Genomic DNA, 17691 nt, shown 5'->3' with positions numbered 1-17691 from the left:
CACCCGGCCACTTCGCCCGCTCCGCCCCCAGGACCGCACGCCCACATACCCGCCTGCCCTGCCCGGCGCACTCGCCGCGATCGCCCTCGGCCGCCTGCCGCACGGGGCCGCGCCCCCGCCCGCCTCGCCCTCCTCACACACCCGCGCCCTCGACACGATCCCCCTCCCACCCCTCACGGGAGCCCCGTCCACCGACCTGAACGCCGGCCCGCTCACGACGCCCTCGACCCACACTCCCGCGCCCAACCCGACACCCACCCACTGCTCGCCCTCTGGGCGCCGAGGTCGGCCTCATCGCAATCGCCCCACTCCCCCGAGCCCCCACCCGGAGTGCTTTCGGGCAGGTGGGGTGGCTTGGGTTGGGTCAGGAGGGGGTGTGGGGGCGGACTCTGGGGGCCAGGAGGGCGCCGAGGAGGGAGATGGTGAGCATGATGGCGAAGATCAGGGTGAAGACGCCCGCGTCCTGGCCGGTGCCCTCGTGGAGTGCGGCGAAGATGGCGCCGGCCAGGCCGACCATGACGATCGTGCCGAGCGAGTCGGCGACCTGGAGCGATGAGGAGTTGGTGCCGGACTCCTCGGGTGTGGACAGGTCGAGGGTGAGCACGCTCACCGAGGAGACGGCCATGCCCATGCCCGCGCCGCCGAAGAACCAGCCCACGGTGACCGTGTACGGGGACATGCCCGGGATCAGGGCCAGCAGCGCCCCGCCGATCGCGATCGCCACGAACAGGAAGCCCAGTTGGACCAGGCGCGGCCGGCGCTCGTGTGGTGAGCGGCCCTGGTACCAGGAGCCGACCGCCCAGGACAACGCGCCCACGGTCAAGGTCAGTCCCGCCTGGGTCGGCGACAGGCCGTGTTCGCTGATCAGCATCAGTGGTACGAACGACTCGACCGCGAAGAAGGCACCGGCCAGCACGCCCCGGGACAGGATCACCGTCGGCAATCCGCGTACCGCGCGCAGCGTGCCCGCCGGCAGCAGCCGGGGTACCGTCACCGCCATCAGCGCCAAACCCGCGACCAGCAGCAACACGCCCACCACGCTCAGGTGTTGGCCGCCGTACTGCAACATGCCCGCGCCCACCGAGGCGCCGACCGCCGCGCCGATCCGGCGGCGGTTCATCCGCGCGTCCGGGTCGGGCTCGCTCGCCATCCGCTTGAGCTGCGGCAACATCATCACGATCGGCAGCGCCACGAGCACCGGGATGGCCAGGAACACCCAGCGCCAGCCCAGGTGATCGGTGACCAGGCCGGACACCGGCGGCCCGACGATCGAGGGCAGCACCCACGCCGCCGAGAACGCCGAGAACACGCGGGGGCGCAGCGCGGACGGGTACGCCTTGCCGACCACCACGTACAGCGACACGATCACGAGCCCGCCGCCGAGGCCCTGCACGGCCCGGCCCACGATGAACGGCCACATCGACTGCGCCGTGCCGGCCAACACGAGTCCGGCCGCGAACGCCCCGATTCCGCCGAACAGCGGCAGCCGGGGTCCACGCGCGTCACACCATTCGCCGGAGACCACCATGGCGAGCAGGCTCGTGGTGAAGAACGCGGAGAAGGCCAGGGCGTACAGCGGCACGCCGTCCAGTTCCTCGACCGCCACCGGCATCGCGGTGCCGACCGCCATCGCCTCGAAGGCGATCAGCAGGACGACCGACACGATCCCGAGGGTGAGGTGGAGATAGGGCCGGGTCAGTACACCGGGCTCCCCGTCGTCGGATTTCCCAACACTGCGTCGTGCGGACTTCGACTCTCCCAGGGCTGTCACCGAGACAGCCTAGACCCTGCCATATGGAAGTACTTATCAATACGATCCGCCCACCTCTCGGGCCGACCGGCGGGCACGGAACGCAGGCCCGGCAGGCAAGCGGAACGCCCGCCCGCCGGCCCGCGGAACGCACACGCCCTAGTCCAACACCACATCCCGAGGCCGCAGCGGCAATCGCGGCAGTTCCAACCCGGTCGCGTCCCGGACCGCCGCCGCGACCGCCGCCGGGACCGGCACGATCGCCGCGTCGCCCAGGCCCTTCGCGCCGAACGGCGCGCCCGGCTGCGGCTCCTCGATCCACGCGGCCACCCGCACCGGCGGCACGTCCCAGGTCCCCGGCGGCGTCCACGCCGACTCGATGTCCTCCATCAGCGCGAGCCCGACCCCCATCGCCACCGAGCTCTCCACCCGCACCCGGGCCTGCGCGGGGTCCAGCACCCGCCCCGCGTCGTATGCCCCGGTCACGTCCACCACCCGGATCGTGCCCAGCTCCGGATCCAGGTCGACCACCACCCGACACGCCGAGAAGGCCACCGCCGGATACGCGTTGCCCTGCCCCGCGTCGTCCAGCGGCTCGGTGCTCGGCGCCCGGCACGCGCCCGCCGTGGTCACCGTCGCGGTGTCCTGGTACATCACGTCCACCGACAGGTCGATCAAGCCGTCGTAGGACCTGATCCGCCCGTCCCGCACATCCAACAACCGCGCCGTCATCCCGTACCGCGCCGCCACCGGCGCCAACAACCGCTCGCGGATCTCCCGCGCGGCCTGTTCCACCGCCCCCGCCGTCAGCCACGTGTGTCGCCCCACCCCGGGCGCCCCCGCCGTCGGCAACGCGGTGCCCGCCTGGAGCACGATCGCGTCCGGCACGCCCAGCACCTCGTCCACGATCTGCCGGACCAGCGTCACGAAGCCCTGCCCGACCTCGACCGCCGCGCAGGTCACCGTCACCACGCCGCCGTCGAGCCGCACGGTCGCCGTCGAGGACTCGTCGGCCCCCTCGATCCCGAGCAACGGCATCAGCCCGACCGCGTACCCGGTCCCGCGCAACGTCCCGGGCGCCGGCGGCGCGGCCGGCGGTGCCGCCTCGGCCACCGCCCGCAGCGCGGCCCCCACCGGAACCGGCCCGTCCAGCACCTGACCCGTCGTCAACATCGTTCCGGAGCTGAGCGCGTTGCGCAGCCGCAGCTCCACCGGGTCCATCCCGAGCGCGTCCGCGAGCTTGTCCATCTGCGCCTCGTGCGCGAAGCACACCTGCACCGCGCCGGGCCCGCGCATCGCCCCCGCAGGCGGGTTGTTGGTGCGCACCGCCCACGCGTCGACCACCGCGTACGGCACCATGTACGGCCCGGCGGCGCACCCGATCAGCCGCCCGATCACCTCCGGCGAGACACCCGCGTACGCGCCGCCGTCCAGGATGATCTGCGCCTCCACCGCAAGCAGCCGACCGTCCCGGTCCGCCCGGTGGGTGTACTTCATCCGCGCCGCGTGCCGATGCCCGCCGACCCGCAACGACTCGTCCCGATCGAGCACCGCCTTGACCGGCCGCCCGGTGCGCAGCGCCAGCAGCCCGACCACCGCGGTCAGCCCGATGTCCTCGCGCGTGCCGGAGGAGCCGCCCGCGCCGGTGGGCATCAGCCGGACCATGCCGGCGGGCAGCCCCAGGCACTCGGCGACCTGGTCGCGGTCCGCGTGCGGGTACGGCGAGGCCACGTGCAGCTCGACCCCGCCGTCCGGCGAGGGCAGCGCGAGCGCGGCATCGGTGGCCGGGTTGGCCTGGTACTGCGCGGGCACCTCGTACAGCCCCTCGACCACCACCTCCTCCACCGGCGTGCCGTCCCGGCGCAGCTTGACCGGCCGGCCGTGGCGCAGCGCGATGTGCCGCAGCACGTTGCCGTCGGGATGCAACGGCGGCCCCGCGAAAGCGTGTTCGGGATCCGAGGCGATCTCCAGCGGCTGGTACGACACGAGCACCGCCGCGGCGCCGGCCCGCGCCGCCTGGAGGGTCTCGGCCGCCACCGCCGCGACCGCCTCGCCGGCGAAGCGCACCACGCCGTCCGCGAGCACCGGCCGGTCCGCCACGATCGCACCGTGGCACGCGCCCGGCGGCAGGTCCGCCGCGGTGACCACACCGCGCACCCCCGGCACGGTGTAGGCCGGGGCCGCGTCCACGCCCAGGATCCGCGCGTGTCGATGCGGCGAGCGCACCAGCACGCACCACAGCAGGCCCGGCGCCCACAGGTCGCCGGTGTAGGAGAAACGTCCCCGTGCCTTGGCGTCCCCGTCCGGACGCGGTGCGGACTCGCCGATCACCGGTTCACGCCGATCACTCGTTCTCGCCGATCACTCGTTGCCGCCGGCCGTCGGCGGCGCGATCACGTTGAACATCATCGTCGTGTGGGTCTCCCGCGGCGCCCGCCTGCGCGCCGCCGCGCGAACCGCGTCCACCATCGGATGCGGTCCGGCGCATCGGCACGGGTGTCCGTCCAGCGCGCGCCGGATCTCCACCTCGCCCGGCTCCGCCACATGGGCCAGCAGCGCGCACGCGGACGCGACCACTCCCGGCACGCAGTAGCCGCACTGGACCGCGCCGGACTCGACCAGCGCGCGCTGCACGTCGACGGTCTCCGGGTCGTTGTCCAGGTCCTCGATGGTGCGCACCTCGCGGTCGCCCAGGGTGGCCGCCGCGATCAGACAGGCGGACACCGCGACTCCGTCCAGGTGCACCGTGCAGGTCCCGCACACGCCCTGACCGCAGCCGTCCTTGGCACCGGGCAGGCCCAGCCGCTCGCGCAGCACGTACAGCAGGTTTTCGCCGATCCAGGCGTTCTCGATCAGCCGCGCCTCGCCGTTGACGCGCAGGACGTACGACGTCGTCGGGGTCGCGTCGGCGTCGAACCCGAGGCCGCTCATCCGCCGAACGCCCGTTGTACCGCGCGTCGCGCGCACACCGCGACCACGTGCCGCAGGTGGGCCCGGGCGGCGCGCTGTTCCGCCTCGGGTCGGACCTCGTCCGCGACCAACCGGCCGAAGTCGGCCGCGTCGCGCGCGTCCAGGAGCCGCCCCGTGTGCGCGTCCATCCGCCCCGCCAACCACTGTTCGGCCTCGAACGCGCGAACCGGGCCGGGGTGCGCCCCGCCGACCGCGCAGCGCACGTCGCCGACCACGGGGCCGGCCACCAGGGCCAGGGTCAGGTATCGCCCGCCGCCCACCGGCGCCTTGACGAACTCCTGTACGCCGCGCAGCAGCGGCACCCGCACGCCGGTGATCAACTCCCCCGGACGCAGCAGTTGTTCGGCGATCGCACCTTCCTTGGGCGCGAGCAGATGCGGGGCGACCTCACGCACTCCGCCCGGCGAACGGCACGACACGGTGGCCTCCAGGGCCGCGAGTACGGGCAGCGAGTCGGCGGCCGCGCCGCGGCTGAGGATGTTGCCGCCGAGAGTGCCCATCGCGCGCACCTGCGCGGTGCCCACCTCGTTGGCGGCGGCGGCCAGTGCGGGCACGAGCGAGGCCAGGTCGGCGTCCGCGAGCCGGGCCCAGGTGAGCCCGGCACCGAGCATGGCGAAGCCGTCCTCGTAACCCCACCGCCGCAGGTCGGCGACCTTCGCCAGACCCACCAGGGCCGGCGGTCGCACCGTTCCGGCGTTGACGCGGGGCATGAGGTCGGTCCCCCCGGCCACTGGCAGTGCCCGGGGATCGCGCGCGAGGGCCTCAACGGCCTCGTCGAGCGACAGCGGCATCAAGATCGTCGCGTCCACAGCGCCGCCCACCCTATTGCCACGCACCCCGCGAATGGACCGCTTGGACCGAGATTTGAGCCAACCCGAAACCCCACCCCGCCCGGAGGCCCACCAGGCCCCCACAGACCCACCCCGAAGCCGTAAAACCCCAGCCTCGAACCAAAACGAAACGGGTGGGCGAGTGGATGAACACTCCCGAGCCGGCCAAGACGCGACGCAAGAGGCGCCGGCCAAAGCAACCGACGCCTCCGCAACCGTCAACGCACCCTCAGCGACTACTTGCCGCCGCTCTTGCCACCGCTCTTGTCCTTGTCCCCACCGGCCCCGCCGGCCGGCATCGTCTCGTAGATCTCCTTGCACATCGGGCAGACCGGGTACTTCTTCGGGTCGCGACCCGGTACCCAGACCTTCCCGCACAAAGCGATGACCGGGCTCCCGGACATCGCGCTTTCCATGATCTTGTCGCGCTGGACGTAGTGCGCGAAGCGCTCGTGGTCACCGTCGCCGTGGGAGAGCTTCGGCGTCTCCTCGATCAGCGTGCCGGTGCCCGTCCCGTGCTCCGGCTCCGGGAAGCTCTGGGGAGTGGTCATGCCCACCAGGATAGCCAGACACCGGCGGCGCCGAACGGCGCGTTGGATCGTGCCGGCGAGGCGCCCGCCCGAGGTCGGTCGGGGCGCCGGCCCGAGGTCAGTTCAGCGTCGGATCCTCCGGGTACGTGGCGACCATCGCCAACTCGCCCACCTGCCGCCGCAGTACCGCCCGCCACAGCCGATCCGGCGTGGGCGAGAACGCGTCGCCGGGCTCGGAGTCGACCACGTACCACGCGCCCGACTTGAGCTCGGTCTCCAACTGCCCCGGTCCCCAGCCCGCGTAGCCCGCGAAGACCCGCATCGAGCCGAAGTCGGCGGCGACCAGTTCCGGCGGCACGTCCAGGTCGACCAGACCCAGCCCGCCGTGCACCCGGCGCCAGCCCAGCGGCTCCGCGCCGCCCGGTACCGACGCGATGGCCAGCGCCGAGTCCATCGCGACCGGGCCGCCCTGGAACACCACCGGCGGCTCGCTGACGATCTTGGACCACGGCACGAGCACGTCGTTGACGTCCACCGGGCTGGGGCGGTTGATCACCACGCCCAGGGTGCCGTCCTCGTCGTGCTCCAGGAGGAAGACCACACACCGGTCGAAGTTGGGATCGGCCAGCGCGGGCGTGGCCACGAGCAGGCGTCCGGTGAGCGATACCTCGGTCATGCGCTCATGATCCCGCAACCGCCGGGTCGTGGTGCGCCACCCGGCGAGGAAGTCGCCCGGCCAGGAGCAGCGCGCAGGAGGTACCGAGCAGGTCGGCGACCACGTCCCACGGGTCGCCGCTGCGATGCGGGAGCACGAAGTGCTGGATCAATTCACTCTCCACCGCGTGTGCCGCGAGCGCCACACCCAGCACGGTCGGACCGATTCCGACACGCCGACCGGTCCAGGCAATGGCGGCGAACGAGAGAAAATGCACGATCTTGTCACGATGCGGAACTATCGGCGCCGGGTCGCCCGGGCTGCCCGGATTGAACAGGAGTACCAGGTTCACCAGCACCGCTCCCGCGAACACCCAGTACGCAAGCTTGTTGGCGGCCATCCCAACCCTTCGTCCACGGGCCGAACGACCCTTTGTCCCGGGCCCTTCGGCGCCGCGAGCCGGCAACGGGAGCGGTGGGTGTCCGACTACCGTGTAGCGCTGTCGGCCCATCTCCCCTGTCGGCTTCGGTACCCACAGAAGTGCGAGGATTCATGCAAGACGACGTGCTCTTGGTTCACGGCGGTTCCCCGCTTGAGGGCGAGGTTCGCGTCAAGGGCGCCAAGAACCTGGTGCCGAAGGCGATGGTGGCGGCGCTTCTCGGCGAGGCGCCGAGCCGACTGCGCAACGTCCCGGAGATCAGCGACGTACGCATCGTCAAGGGCCTGCTGCAACTGCACGGTGTGGCGGTGCGCGAGGGCGACGAGCCGGGCGAGTTGCTGATGGACCCGACCCAGGTCGAGCAGGCCAACGTCGCGGACATCGACGCGCACGCGGGTTCGAGCCGGATCCCGATCCTGCTCTGCGGACCGCTGCTGCACCGACTGGGCCGCGCGTTCATCCCGGACCTGGGCGGCTGCATGATCGGCGACCGGCCGATCGACTTCCACCTGAGCGTGCTGCGCGAGTTCGGCGCGGTGATCACCAAGCGTCCCGAGGGTCTCTACATCGAGGCGCCCAACGGCCTCAAGGGCACCAAGGTGAGCCTGCCGTTCCCGAGCGTGGGCGCCACCGAGCAGGTGCTGCTCGCGGCGGTGCGCGCGGAGGGCACCACCGAGTTGTCCAACGCGGCGGTGGAGCCGGAGATCATAGACCTCATCTGCGTGCTCCAGAAGATGGGCGCGATCATCTCGGTGACCACCGACCGGGTGATCCGGATCACCGGCGTGTCCAAGCTCGGCGGTTACGACCACCGCGCCCTGCCGGACCGCCTGGAGGCCGCGTCCTGGGGCTGCGCGGCGCTGGCCACGCACGGCGACATCTACGTCCGCGGCGCCCGCCAACTGGACATGATGACCTTCCTGAACGTCTTCCGTCAGGTCGGCGGCGCGTTCTCGATCGACGACGAGGGCATCCGCTTCTGGCACCCGGGCGGCCCGCTGAACGCGATCGCGCTGGAGACCGACGTGCACCCGGGCTTCCAGACCGACTGGCAACAACCGCTGGTGGTCGCGCTGACCCAGGCCACCGGCCTGTCCATCGTGCACGAGACGGTCTACGAGCGGCGGCTGGGCTTCACCTCCGCGCTCAACCAGATGGGCGCCACGATCCAGCTCTACAGCGAGTGCCTGGGCGGCACGCCGTGCCGGTTCGGCCAGCGCAACTTCCAGCACTCCGCGGTCATCTCCGGCCCGGCCAAGCTGCACGCGACCGACCTGGAGATCCCGGACCTGCGCGCGGGCTTCTCGTACCTGATCGCCGCCCTGGCCGCCGAGGGCACCTCGCGGGTCACCGGCATCGATCTGATCGAGCGCGGCTACGAGGACTTCCAGGCCAAGCTCGAGGCCCTGGGCGCCCGCGTGGAGCTGCCGATGAGGGTCGCCGAGAGCGTCGCCTAAGCCGTTTCCCGGGCCTCCGCGGGCCCCAGTGCCCTCTTCCCGGGGCCACAGGGGCCCGAGGAGGCCCGCAAACGGCCCCGGTGGGCCCGACGACGCCGGAAGGGCGGCTTCCCCGAGGGGAAGCCGCCCTTCCGGTTTTCTACCGGGGCGCTACGGACTTACTTGCCCGAGGCCGCGGCCTTGAGCTTCGAGCCCGCCGAAACCTTGACGCCGAAGCCGGCCGGGATGTCGATCGGGTCGCCGGTCTGCGGGTTCCGCGCGGTGCGGGCGGCGCGGTGGGTGCGCTCGAAGGTGAGGAAGCCCGGGATGGAGACCTTCTCGTCACCCTTGGCGACGATCTCGCCGACGACGTCGGCGAGCGCGCTCAGTACGGCATCCGCGTCCTTGCGGGTCACGTCGGCGCGCTCCGCGAGGGCGGCCACCAGCTCACTGCGGTTCATGTGTCACTCCCGTGTCTTGCTGACCTCCGCCGACGACCACGGAACGTGGTCGCAAACGTGGTTCAGTCCAACTCGCTGTTCTTGCCCCGGGGACGAATCCTGCACTCATCCATGCCCGGAAGCTAATCAAGGACACGCCAAATCACTGGGAAAGCCCCGTGATTTCGCGGTTCCGGCAGATTACGGGGCCGTTAGGGGGCCCCTGCAACCGGGATACGTACGGACAGTACGACGATCATCCCGCAGGGTTCTGACGCTCCGCCAACACCGCGTCCCGCACCGCCGCGGCCACCACGGCGGACACCTCCGGGTGGAAAACACTCGGAATGATGTAGTTCGGGTTGACTTCGTCGTCGGAGACCACCGACGCCAGCGCCCGCGCGGCGGCGAGCAGCATGTCGTTGGTGATGTGCCGGCTCTGCGCGTCCACCAGACCGCGGAAGACACCCGGAAAGACCAGCACGTTGTTGATCTGGTTGGGGAAGTCGCTGCGGCCGGTGGCGACCACCGCGGCGTGCTCCAGGGCCGTCGCCGGATCCACCTCGGGATCCGGGTTGGCCAGCGCGAACACGATCGAGTCCGGCGCCATCGCGGCGATGTCGGTGCCTGCGAGTACGTTCGGCGCCGACACCCCGACGAAGACGTCCGCGCCGACCACGGCCTCCTTGAGCGTGCCGGTGAGGCCCTGCTCGTTGGTGTGCTCCGCGATCCAGCGCAGGTCCTCGCCCATGTCGGTGCGACCGGTGTGCACGACGCCTTGGACGTCCGCGACCACCACGTGGCCGGCGCCCGCGGACAGGAGCAGCTTGAGGATCGCCGTGCCCGCCGCGCCCGCGCCGGACATGACAATGCGCACATCCTCGATCTTCTTGCCGACCACCCGCAGCGCGTTGGTGAGCGCGGCGAGCACCACGATCGCGGTGCCGTGCTGGTCGTCGTGGAAGACCGGAATGTCCAGCGTCTCGCGCAGCCGGCGCTCGATCTCGAAGCAGCGCGGCGCGGAGATGTCCTCCAGGTTGATCCCGGCGAAGCCCGGGGCCATCACCTGGACGGCCCGCACGATCTCGTCCGGGTCCTGGGTGTCCAGGCAGATCGGCCACGCGTCGATCCCGGCGAAGCGCTTGAACAGGGCCGCCTTGCCCTCCATCACCGGCAGCGCGGCCTTGGGGCCGATGTTGCCCAGGCCGAGCACCGCGGAGCCGTCGGTGACCACGGCGACGGTGTTGCGCTTGATGGTCAGCCGGCGCGCGTCGTCCGGATTCTCCGCGATCGCCATGCACACCCGCGCCACGCCCGGGGTGTAGATCATCGAGAGGTCGTCACGGTTGCGGATCGGATGCTTGGACTGCATCTCGATCTTGCCGCCGAGGTGCATCAGGAAGGTTCGGTCCGAGACCTTGCCGAGGCTGACGCCCTCGATCTCCCGGACCGCCTCCACGAGCCGGTCGGCGTGCTCCGTCGAGGTCGCGGCGATCGTGACGTCGATCCGCAGGCGCTCGTGGCCGGACGCGGTGACGTCGAGCGCGGTGATCGACCCCCCGGCGGATTCGACCGTGTTGGTGAGTCGACTGACCGATCGGCCCCCCGCGGGGACCTCCAGTCGAGCCGTGATCGAGTACGAGGCGCTGGGCGCTGCGGGCATGAACTCTTTCTCCTCCGATCGCTGCGGCACCCCGTCTGCCACGGCGCCGCATCGCTCCCGATGGTCTCACTTCGTGGACACGAGCGGGTCCGCGGGCCGTCCCGGGCGCCCGCCTTACCCGGGCCGGGCGCCGCCGCAAACTGTGATCCTCGTCCTTCGCCGTTCATTCCGGCGCCGGGCGGCCGGTCGGTTACGCTGTTTTACGACACCGGCTCGATCCAAGCCCCCGGGCCCAACCATTAGTCCCTACGAGGGACCACTTGCCGAGAGGCGAGCATTGGCGGGTCGGTGTCCTCGACATCACACCGGCGGTCCCCCAGGGGCCGCCGGTTTCGTATGCGCGGCCTCGTCCCGCCGACACCCCCACGACGCCCGACGCGCCTCGCGCCGCTCACCGGCCGCGGTCCGGCGCTCGTCGGCGAGTCGGCCGCGGTGACGCTCATGCCGCGCGCGTTCGCCCGAGGCCGAGGCCGAGGCCGCTCGCGGCCGAGAGCACGGCGCCCAGGGCGATCCACGCGCCGAGCACCACGAGGTGCCCGCCGGCGCCGTTGCCGTCGAAGAAGGCGGTCGAGCGCAGCAGGTTGCCGCCCGCGCCGGGCGGCAGCAGTCGGCCGAGCTTGCCCCACGGCTGGGGGAGCAGTTCCGGTGCGCTCGTCGCGCCCGACAGCGGATTGCCGATCAGGAACATGGTGACCGCGCCGAGCACGATGCCCGGCCTGCCCAGCACCGCGGCCAGGCCGATGATCGGCAGGTTGACCGCGAGCAGCAGCAGCGCCACGGCACCGGCGTCGACCGCGTAGGGGCCCGACAGCGCACCGACCCACCCCTGGAGCAATCCCGTGGCCGCGAGCCCGCCCAGCGCGGCGAACAGCGCCGCTCCCGCGAGTCGCAGCCGCAGTCGGGGCACGAACAGGGTCAGGAAGATCCCGCTGAACATCCCGGTCATCACGAGTGGCAGCACCGCGCCGCCCAGGCCCGCGCCGCGCGGATCGTCCGCGGGAGCCGGTACGACGTCGACCACGGGTACCGGCTGGCCCTCGTGCACCGCGGCCACGTATCGCGGCAGCGACTGCGCCACCGTAGCGCTCGCGGCGGAGGCGGTCAGCAGGCGCGGTCCGGCCGGGCCGAGCACGATCGCGCCGTAGTCCCGGCGATCCTCGATCCGGGCCCGCGCCGCCGCCTCGTCGGCCACGGCGTGCACCGTGAACGCGCCCGGATGCGCGCGTTCGAGGCGATCGGCCAGCGCGCTCGCCTCGGCCGGCGCACCCGCCACGGCGATCGGCAGGTCCCGCGGCTCGCTGCGGGCGCCCGGCCACGCGAAGAGCGTCACCATCAGCAGTTGCAGAACCACGAGCCCCACCGCGACCGCGGCCGCGATCCGCACCGGCGACGTCGGTCGCGCGCTCCGCGGCGCCGTCTCGGGGCCCGACCCCGACCCCGCGGGCGCCATCTCTTCGGCCGTTCCCGGAGTCCGCTCCTCCGAGGCGTTGTACGGCATGGCGACTCCACGCTCCCTCGCGCACGATCCCCGTTCGGGATCCGGGCAATTCATCGATCGATGAATCCGATCCTGGGCGCGCGCCCGCGTACTGTCAAGACGAATGTTCGTTTTATTATCGAGCCATGCCCAAGGTCAGCCAGGAACACCTCGACGCCCGCTACCGCCAGATCCTGGAGGCCGCGCGGCGCTGCTTCGCGCGCAACGGTTTCCACCGCACGTCGATGCCCGACGTCTTCGCCGAGGCCGGGCTGTCCGCGGGCGCGGTCTATCGCTACTTCAAGGGCAAGGACGAACTGATCGCCGCCTGCTGCACCGACGCACTACAGGCGGTGGCCGCGGCGCTACCGGACCCGCCCACGCTGGCGCAAGGGGACGTCGGACCGCCCCCGCTCGCGGCGACTCTGGATCGGCTCGTCGACGCCGTCGTCGAACTCGACGGCCAGGAGGGCATCGGCCGAGTGGCGATCCAGGTCTGGGGCGAGGCCATCCGCGACCCGCGACTGAGGACGCACGTGCGGACCGAGTACGACGCCGTACTCGATCGCCTCGTCGCGGTCTGCGCGCTCTACCTCGACGCCGGCGCACTGCCCCCGACCGTGGATCCCAAGGTCGTCGCACTGGCCGTGATGGCACTGCTCCAGGGCTTCACGATCCAGCGCACGGTGTTGGGCCACACCTCGGAGGCCGACTTCAAGGCGGGCATCCGCGCGCTGCTCGGCGCGCGCGACGACATGTGACACACGCGAGAAGGCCCGGTGTGCGAGCACACCGGGCCTTCTCGTCAACAGGGGTGGAGGTGGCGGGAATTGAACCCGCGTCCTACGGTGCGGAACCAGAGCTTCTCCGAGCGCAGTCCACAACGATTTTCTCGGCCCCGGTGTTCACGTGGACAAGACACCGACGGGCCCAGTTACTGTTTTTTGTCCCGCACGACCCCGTAACCGGGTCTTGCGGTGGAGTCCCCTAGATTATGCCAGGGTCCGGGGCGGGGACGCACCCGGTCTGACACCTTCGGATACTCGCTTAGGCAGCGAGGGCGAAGGAATCGCGCTTGGTATCGGCGATTATTTGTTTGCGACAGGTGGTTAACGAGATCATTGTCGCTTCCTCGGCTCGCTTCCTCTGCTTCGACAGCCGCAGTCGAAACCGATCACCCCCTATTGAGTTTTCAAGCAACCACCGAGGCTCCGAGGAACCCTGGTGCCCTGCTCGACGGCCCGAACCGCCACACTTGCTCGGCCCGAACCAGCCACATCGTACGGTCCAACGTCGGACCGGTCCACTTCATTCCCGGCGGGTCATCCTCGACGGCCGCGCACGTACTTCGACATCACGCGCTCCGTCTCGCGCCGGTCCTGCTGTTCGCGCAGGGTCTGTCGTTTGTCGTAGTTCTTCTTGCCCTTGGCCAGCGCCAGTTCGAGTTTGGCCCGACCGTCCTTGAAGTACAGGCTCAGCGGCACGAGGGTGTGACCGGTTTCCTGGGTCGCCTGGACCAGTTTCTCGATCTCGTGGCGGTGCAGCAGCAGCTTGCGCTTGCGCCGCGCCGCGTGGTTCGTCCACGTGCCCTGCGAGTACTCCGAGATGTGCACGTTGTGCAGCCACACCTCGCCGCCGTCGATGCTCGCGTAGCCGTCCACCAGGGACGCCTTGCCGGCTCGCAACGACTTGACCTCGGTGCCGGTCAGGACGAGGCCGACTTCGAGGGTGTCCTCGATGAGGTAGTCGTGCCGCGCCTTCTTGTTCTGCGCGATGAGCTTGCGCCCGGTCTCTTTCGCCATGATCCCTGCATTCTCGCGCATGGCCGCAAGCTCATTACCCGCCCGGGTGGCCGGCCTTTCCGATCCGATTCCGTCGCGGCCCCCGGGTCCGCTGTCACAACCACAGCGCGGGGTCGACGAACTCGCCATCCACGAGCACCTCGAAATGCAGGTGCGCGCCGGTGGACCAGCCGGTGTTGCCGGACCGGCCGACCTGGTCGCCGCGGGCCACCCGCTGCCCCTCGCGCACGGTGATCCGGGACAGGTGGTTGTACGTCGTGGTCAGCGCGACCCCGCCGACCCGCCCGTGCGAGAGCACCACGCGGTAGCCGTACGCCGCGTTGTAGCCGGTCTGCACCACCGTGCCCGCGCGGGCGGCGGTCACCGAGGTGTCCTGCGGGACCGCGAAGTCGGTGCCGGTGTGCAGCTTCGTGTACTCCAGGATCGGGTGGTAGCGCATCCCGAAGCCCGAGCTGACCGGCCCGCGCACCGGATAGGAGAGCGCACCGCCCTGCTTCGCGGACGAGGACGCTCTGCCCGCCGCGCCCGCCGGCGCGTTGCTCCGGTTCGCCAGCTCCGTCAACCGCTTCTGCTCGGACCGGGTCGCCTCGTAGCGCTGCTGGTCGGCCGCCTTCTCCTCGCGCGCGGTCGCCAGCGCGGCCTCGCGCTGCTTCGCCAGCGCGGCCACCTTCGCCTCCGCGTCGGTCGCGGTCTTCTCCAGGGCGACCACCTCGGCGAGTTGCCGAGTGGCCTCGGTGTGCCGCACCCGGGCCTCCGCGCGACGCCGCTCCAGCTCGGCCCGGCGGGCGTCGATCGCGTCCCGGGTGCGCTCCAGCCGGGCGATCGTCTCGTGGTCCGCCTGAAGCATCTGCCGATAGCTCTGGAGGCTGCTGAGCAGCTCCGCCGGGGTCTGCGCGCGCAGGATCATCGACAACTGCGCCATCGCGCCGTTGCGGTACGCCCGGCCCACCAACCGGGTCACGTCGTCGCGCACCGCCTGGGTCGAGGCCGCCACGTCGTGCAGCTCTGCCTCCGCCGTGCGCACCGCGGCCTCCGCCAGCTCCACGCCGTGGCTCAGGTCGACCGTCCGGGTTCGCGCCTCGGCCACGCGCGCCCGGGCCGCCTCGAGGGCGGCTCGGGCGCCCGGCCCGGCCGCCTCGGCCTCGGCGTACGCGGTCTCCGCGGTCGCCAGGCGGGCCAGTGACGCGTCCAGGTCGGCCCGCATGCCCCGGGCCGCGGCGTCGGCGCGCTGCCGACGGGCCCGCGCGTCACCGCCGTCGCCGTCGGCGTACGCGGGCACAAAACCGACCGCGGCCGTGATCACCACGAGCGCGGAGAAGCCGAGTCGCCTGGTCCGAATTCTGCGCATGATCACAAGAAACGCGTAATTGCCAGAAATTGCCACGACCCACACCGGTATGGAAGTAATACGAACCCATCCGGCTGCGTACAAACGTTCGACAGCCCCGTTCCGCGGTGGCGGAACAGGGCCGTCGGGGCCGTCGGGTCGAGTTCCGCGAACGGATCCCGGGTCAGACCTTGAGGTACTTCAGGAGCGTGAAGAACGACGCGATCGCCGACATCAGCACCCCGAAGAGGATCAAGAGCGGCAGGGTCGCCAGCACCGGTCCCCAGCCGATCAACTCGAATGCGTTGAACTGCTGACCCAGGCCCTTCTCGACGCCGAAGAAGAACCCGGTGCTCAACAGGCCGGAGGCCAGCACACCGCCCAGCAGGCCGGCGATGGCGGATTCCATGATGAACGGCAATTGGATGTACAGATTCGACGCGCCGACGAGCCGCATGATGCCGGTCTCCCGCCGCCGGCTGAACGCGGACACCCGCGCCGTGTTGACGATCAGCAGGATCGCCACCAGGAGCATGAATCCCATCACGCCGTAGGCCGCGTACTGCGCGTTCTTCAGCAGCTTGAAGAACGGCTCCAGGATCTTGCGCTGGTCCTGGACGGACTGCACGCCCGGTCTGCCGGCGAACGCGCTCGCCACGACGTTGTACTTGGTCGGGTCCTTGAGCTTGACCCGGAAGGATTCCGGCAACTGGTCGGCGGTGACGCTGCCGGAGAGCGGGGATTCCTTGTTCTGCTCCTTGAAGTGCTGGAACGCCTCCTGCTTGGACTCCTGGTAGGTCTTCTCCACGAGCGGCATTCGGCTGAGCTCGGCCTTGATCGCATCGCGTTGCTCGTTGGAGACCTCGCCGCCCGCACATCCGGCGTCGTGGTCGCTCTTGCCGCACAGGAAGATCGAGACCTCGACCCGGTCGTACCAGTAGTCCTTCATCTCGTTCACCTGAACCCGCAGCAGCGCACCCGCTCCGGCCAGCGTGAGGGACAGCGCGACACTGACGATCACCGCGATCGTCATGGTCAGGTTCCGGCGGAGACCGACTCCGATCTCCGAGAGGACGAACTGGGCGCGCATGATGTCCTAGTCGCTAGGGGCGCGGCCGGACTGCCGCGCCGTGGTGGTCCGGTGGATCAGTGCTGGTAGCCGTACACGCCGCGAGACTGGTCGCGGACCAGGCGGCCCTGCTCCAGCTCGATCACGCGCTTGCGCATCTGGTCCACGATCGCCTGGTCGTGTGTGGCCATCAGGATCGTGGTGCCGGTCCGGTTGATCCGGTCGAGCAGCTTCATGATGCCGACGCTGTTCTGCGGGTCGAGGTTGCCGGTCGGCTCGTCGGCGATGAGGATCATCGGCCGGTTCACGAAGGCACGGGCGATCGCCACACGCTGCTGCTCACCACCGGACAGTTCGCCGGGCATGCGGTCTTCCTTGCCGCCCAGCCCCACCAGGTCCAGCACCTCCGGTACCACCTTGCGGATCGTGCCTCGGGGCTTGCCGATCACCTCGAGCGCGAACGCGACGTTCTGATAAACCGTCTTGTTGGGCAGCAGGCGGAAGTCCTGGAAGACGGTGCCCACCTGGCGGCGAAGCGCCGGCACCTTCCAGTTGGACAACCGGCCGAGGTCCTTGCCCGCCACGAAGATGTTGCCTAGGGACGGCCGCTCCTCTTTGAGGACCAGCCGCAGAAAGGTGGACTTACCCGAGCCCGAGGACCCGACGAGGAAGACGAACTCACCCTTCTCCACTTCGAGGGAGACGTCGTGCAACGCGGGGCGCGGCTGCTTCGGGTAGGTCTTGCTGACGTTGTCGAATCGGATCACGGTTGCATCACGGTGCGCCAGTGTAGGGGGCAGGGCATCCGGCCGGGGGCACAGGTGTGGCCAAGGGACCACGCCGTCGCGAGCCGGGCGCCCAGGCTCGAACGGAGTGGTCGTCGGGCATGGCCATTCCGTGAGTGTAAGCGGCACAGTGGAAGGGGACGGGAACTTCCCACCGCGTCGTGAGCGTTATGCGTGTCGATGCGTGATAGCGGAGCAATCGAGGCGGAGGCGTCGAGATGACCTTGGACCGCCTGGTGTGCGCGAACTGTGCCGGCCTGGTCGCGGAGGGTCGCTGCCCGACGTGCCGGGCCAGTCGTGAACGGCTCCAGCGTTCCGGTGGACTCAATCTCCAACCCGCGATGCTCGCGGCACTCGCACTGCTGGTCCTGGTGTGCGCGCTGCTGCTGGCCCGCGTGGGCGGCTGAGCCGCGGAGCACGAGTCGCCGGGCCGGATGCGGCCCCGCTCGCCCGAGCAGGACCCCCACCATCCCCGAACAACTGCGAAACGACACGAAGGCCCTGGGTGCCCCCAGGGC

The 17691-nt window shown here is 70.8% G+C and carries 17 protein-coding genes and 1 other RNA gene; 3 read left to right on the top strand and 15 right to left on the bottom strand.

The genetic code is table 11. The features are described from left to right. Positions 1-364: 364 nt before the first annotated feature. From ACZ4FV_RS14640 to ACZ4FV_RS14610, 7 genes are all read right to left on the bottom strand, one after another. Positions 365-1771, bottom strand: coding sequence for an MFS transporter (locus tag ACZ4FV_RS14640; protein ID WP_395863371.1), 1407 nt, complete (start codon positions 1769-1771; stop codon positions 365-367). 138 nt (positions 1772-1909) lie between these two features. Continuing rightward, on the bottom strand, positions 1910-4081 hold the full coding sequence (locus ACZ4FV_RS14635) for a xanthine dehydrogenase family protein molybdopterin-binding subunit (protein WP_395863372.1): 2172 nt from the start codon (positions 4079-4081) through the stop codon (positions 1910-1912). 30 nt (positions 4082-4111) lie between these two features. Then, positions 4112-4681: a (2Fe-2S)-binding protein gene (locus ACZ4FV_RS14630; RefSeq protein WP_402234114.1), complete on the bottom strand. Its 570-nt coding sequence runs from the start codon at positions 4679-4681 to the stop codon at positions 4112-4114. Next, positions 4678-5511, bottom strand: coding sequence for an FAD binding domain-containing protein (locus ACZ4FV_RS14625; protein ID WP_395863483.1), 834 nt, complete (start codon positions 5509-5511; stop codon positions 4678-4680). The genes ACZ4FV_RS14630 and ACZ4FV_RS14625 overlap by 4 nt, the downstream gene beginning before the upstream one ends. 275 nt (positions 5512-5786) lie before the next feature. Next, on the bottom strand, positions 5787-6101 hold the full coding sequence (locus ACZ4FV_RS14620; protein WP_395863376.1) for a DUF3039 domain-containing protein: 315 nt from the start codon (positions 6099-6101) through the stop codon (positions 5787-5789). Positions 6102-6198: 97 nt separating this feature from the next. Further along, complete coding sequence (locus ACZ4FV_RS14615; protein ID WP_395863378.1) at positions 6199-6756, bottom strand: YqgE/AlgH family protein; 558 nt, start codon at positions 6754-6756, stop codon at positions 6199-6201. 4 nt (positions 6757-6760) lie between these two features. Then, a complete protein-coding gene (locus ACZ4FV_RS14610) occupies positions 6761-7135 on the bottom strand; it encodes a VanZ family protein (RefSeq protein ID WP_402234112.1) in 375 nt (124 codons plus the stop codon). A gap of 152 nt (positions 7136-7287) precedes the next feature. Here ACZ4FV_RS14610 and murA point away from each other — a divergent pair, with 152 nt between their 5' ends. Continuing rightward, positions 7288-8631: a UDP-N-acetylglucosamine 1-carboxyvinyltransferase gene (gene murA, locus ACZ4FV_RS14605; RefSeq protein ID WP_395863382.1), complete on the top strand. Its 1344-nt coding sequence runs from the start codon at positions 7288-7290 to the stop codon at positions 8629-8631. A 158-nt stretch (positions 8632-8789) separates the two neighbouring features. Here murA and ACZ4FV_RS14600 read toward each other — a convergent pair whose 3' ends face one another. The 3 genes from ACZ4FV_RS14600 to ACZ4FV_RS14590 form a co-directional block, all read right to left on the bottom strand. Further along, a complete protein-coding gene (locus ACZ4FV_RS14600) occupies positions 8790-9071 on the bottom strand; it encodes an HU family DNA-binding protein (RefSeq protein ID WP_355539945.1) in 282 nt (93 codons plus the stop codon). A 235-nt stretch (positions 9072-9306) separates the two neighbouring features. Further along, positions 9307-10713, bottom strand: a complete 1407-nt coding sequence (locus tag ACZ4FV_RS14595) for an NAD-dependent malic enzyme (RefSeq protein WP_395863383.1) — start codon at positions 10711-10713, stop codon at positions 9307-9309. 439 nt (positions 10714-11152) lie between these two features. Then, positions 11153-12211 (bottom strand): ABC transporter permease, encoded by a 1059-nt coding sequence (locus ACZ4FV_RS14590; RefSeq protein WP_465322721.1) that lies wholly within the window; start codon positions 12209-12211, stop codon positions 11153-11155. A 125-nt stretch (positions 12212-12336) separates the two neighbouring features. Here ACZ4FV_RS14590 and ACZ4FV_RS14585 point away from each other — a divergent pair, with 125 nt between their 5' ends. Next, positions 12337-12951, top strand: coding sequence for a TetR/AcrR family transcriptional regulator (locus ACZ4FV_RS14585; RefSeq protein WP_465322720.1), 615 nt, complete (start codon positions 12337-12339; stop codon positions 12949-12951). A gap of 51 nt (positions 12952-13002) precedes the next feature. Here ACZ4FV_RS14585 and ssrA read toward each other — a convergent pair. From ssrA to ftsE, 5 genes are all read right to left on the bottom strand, one after another. After that, positions 13003-13372: a transfer-messenger RNA gene (gene ssrA, locus ACZ4FV_RS14580) on the bottom strand. Positions 13373-13512: 140 nt separating this feature from the next. Beyond that, positions 13513-13992: an SsrA-binding protein SmpB gene (smpB, locus tag ACZ4FV_RS14575; RefSeq protein ID WP_395863485.1), complete on the bottom strand. Its 480-nt coding sequence runs from the start codon at positions 13990-13992 to the stop codon at positions 13513-13515. Between the two features lie 94 nt (positions 13993-14086). Further along, the gene (locus ACZ4FV_RS14570; RefSeq protein ID WP_402234109.1) at positions 14087-15340 is read right to left on the bottom strand and encodes a M23 family metallopeptidase; all 1254 of its coding nucleotides are present in this window, start codon (positions 15338-15340) and stop codon (positions 14087-14089) included. Between the two features lie 163 nt (positions 15341-15503). Beyond that, positions 15504-16409 (bottom strand): permease-like cell division protein FtsX, encoded by a 906-nt coding sequence (gene ftsX / locus ACZ4FV_RS14565; RefSeq protein WP_395863391.1) that lies wholly within the window; start codon positions 16407-16409, stop codon positions 15504-15506. A gap of 56 nt (positions 16410-16465) precedes the next feature. Continuing rightward, positions 16466-17155 (bottom strand): cell division ATP-binding protein FtsE, encoded by a 690-nt coding sequence (gene ftsE, locus ACZ4FV_RS14560; RefSeq protein ID WP_020553326.1) that lies wholly within the window; start codon positions 17153-17155, stop codon positions 16466-16468. Positions 17156-17391: 236 nt separating this feature from the next. On the opposite strand from ftsE, the gene ACZ4FV_RS14555 reads away from it, so the two are divergent. Continuing rightward, on the top strand, positions 17392-17580 hold the full coding sequence (locus ACZ4FV_RS14555; protein ID WP_402234107.1) for a hypothetical protein: 189 nt from the start codon (positions 17392-17394) through the stop codon (positions 17578-17580). Positions 17581-17691 lie beyond the last annotated feature (111 nt).

The sequence above is a fragment of the Embleya sp. NPDC025285 genome, from assembly GCF_055558835.1.
This window is presented reverse-complemented; position numbering and strand designations above follow the sequence as displayed.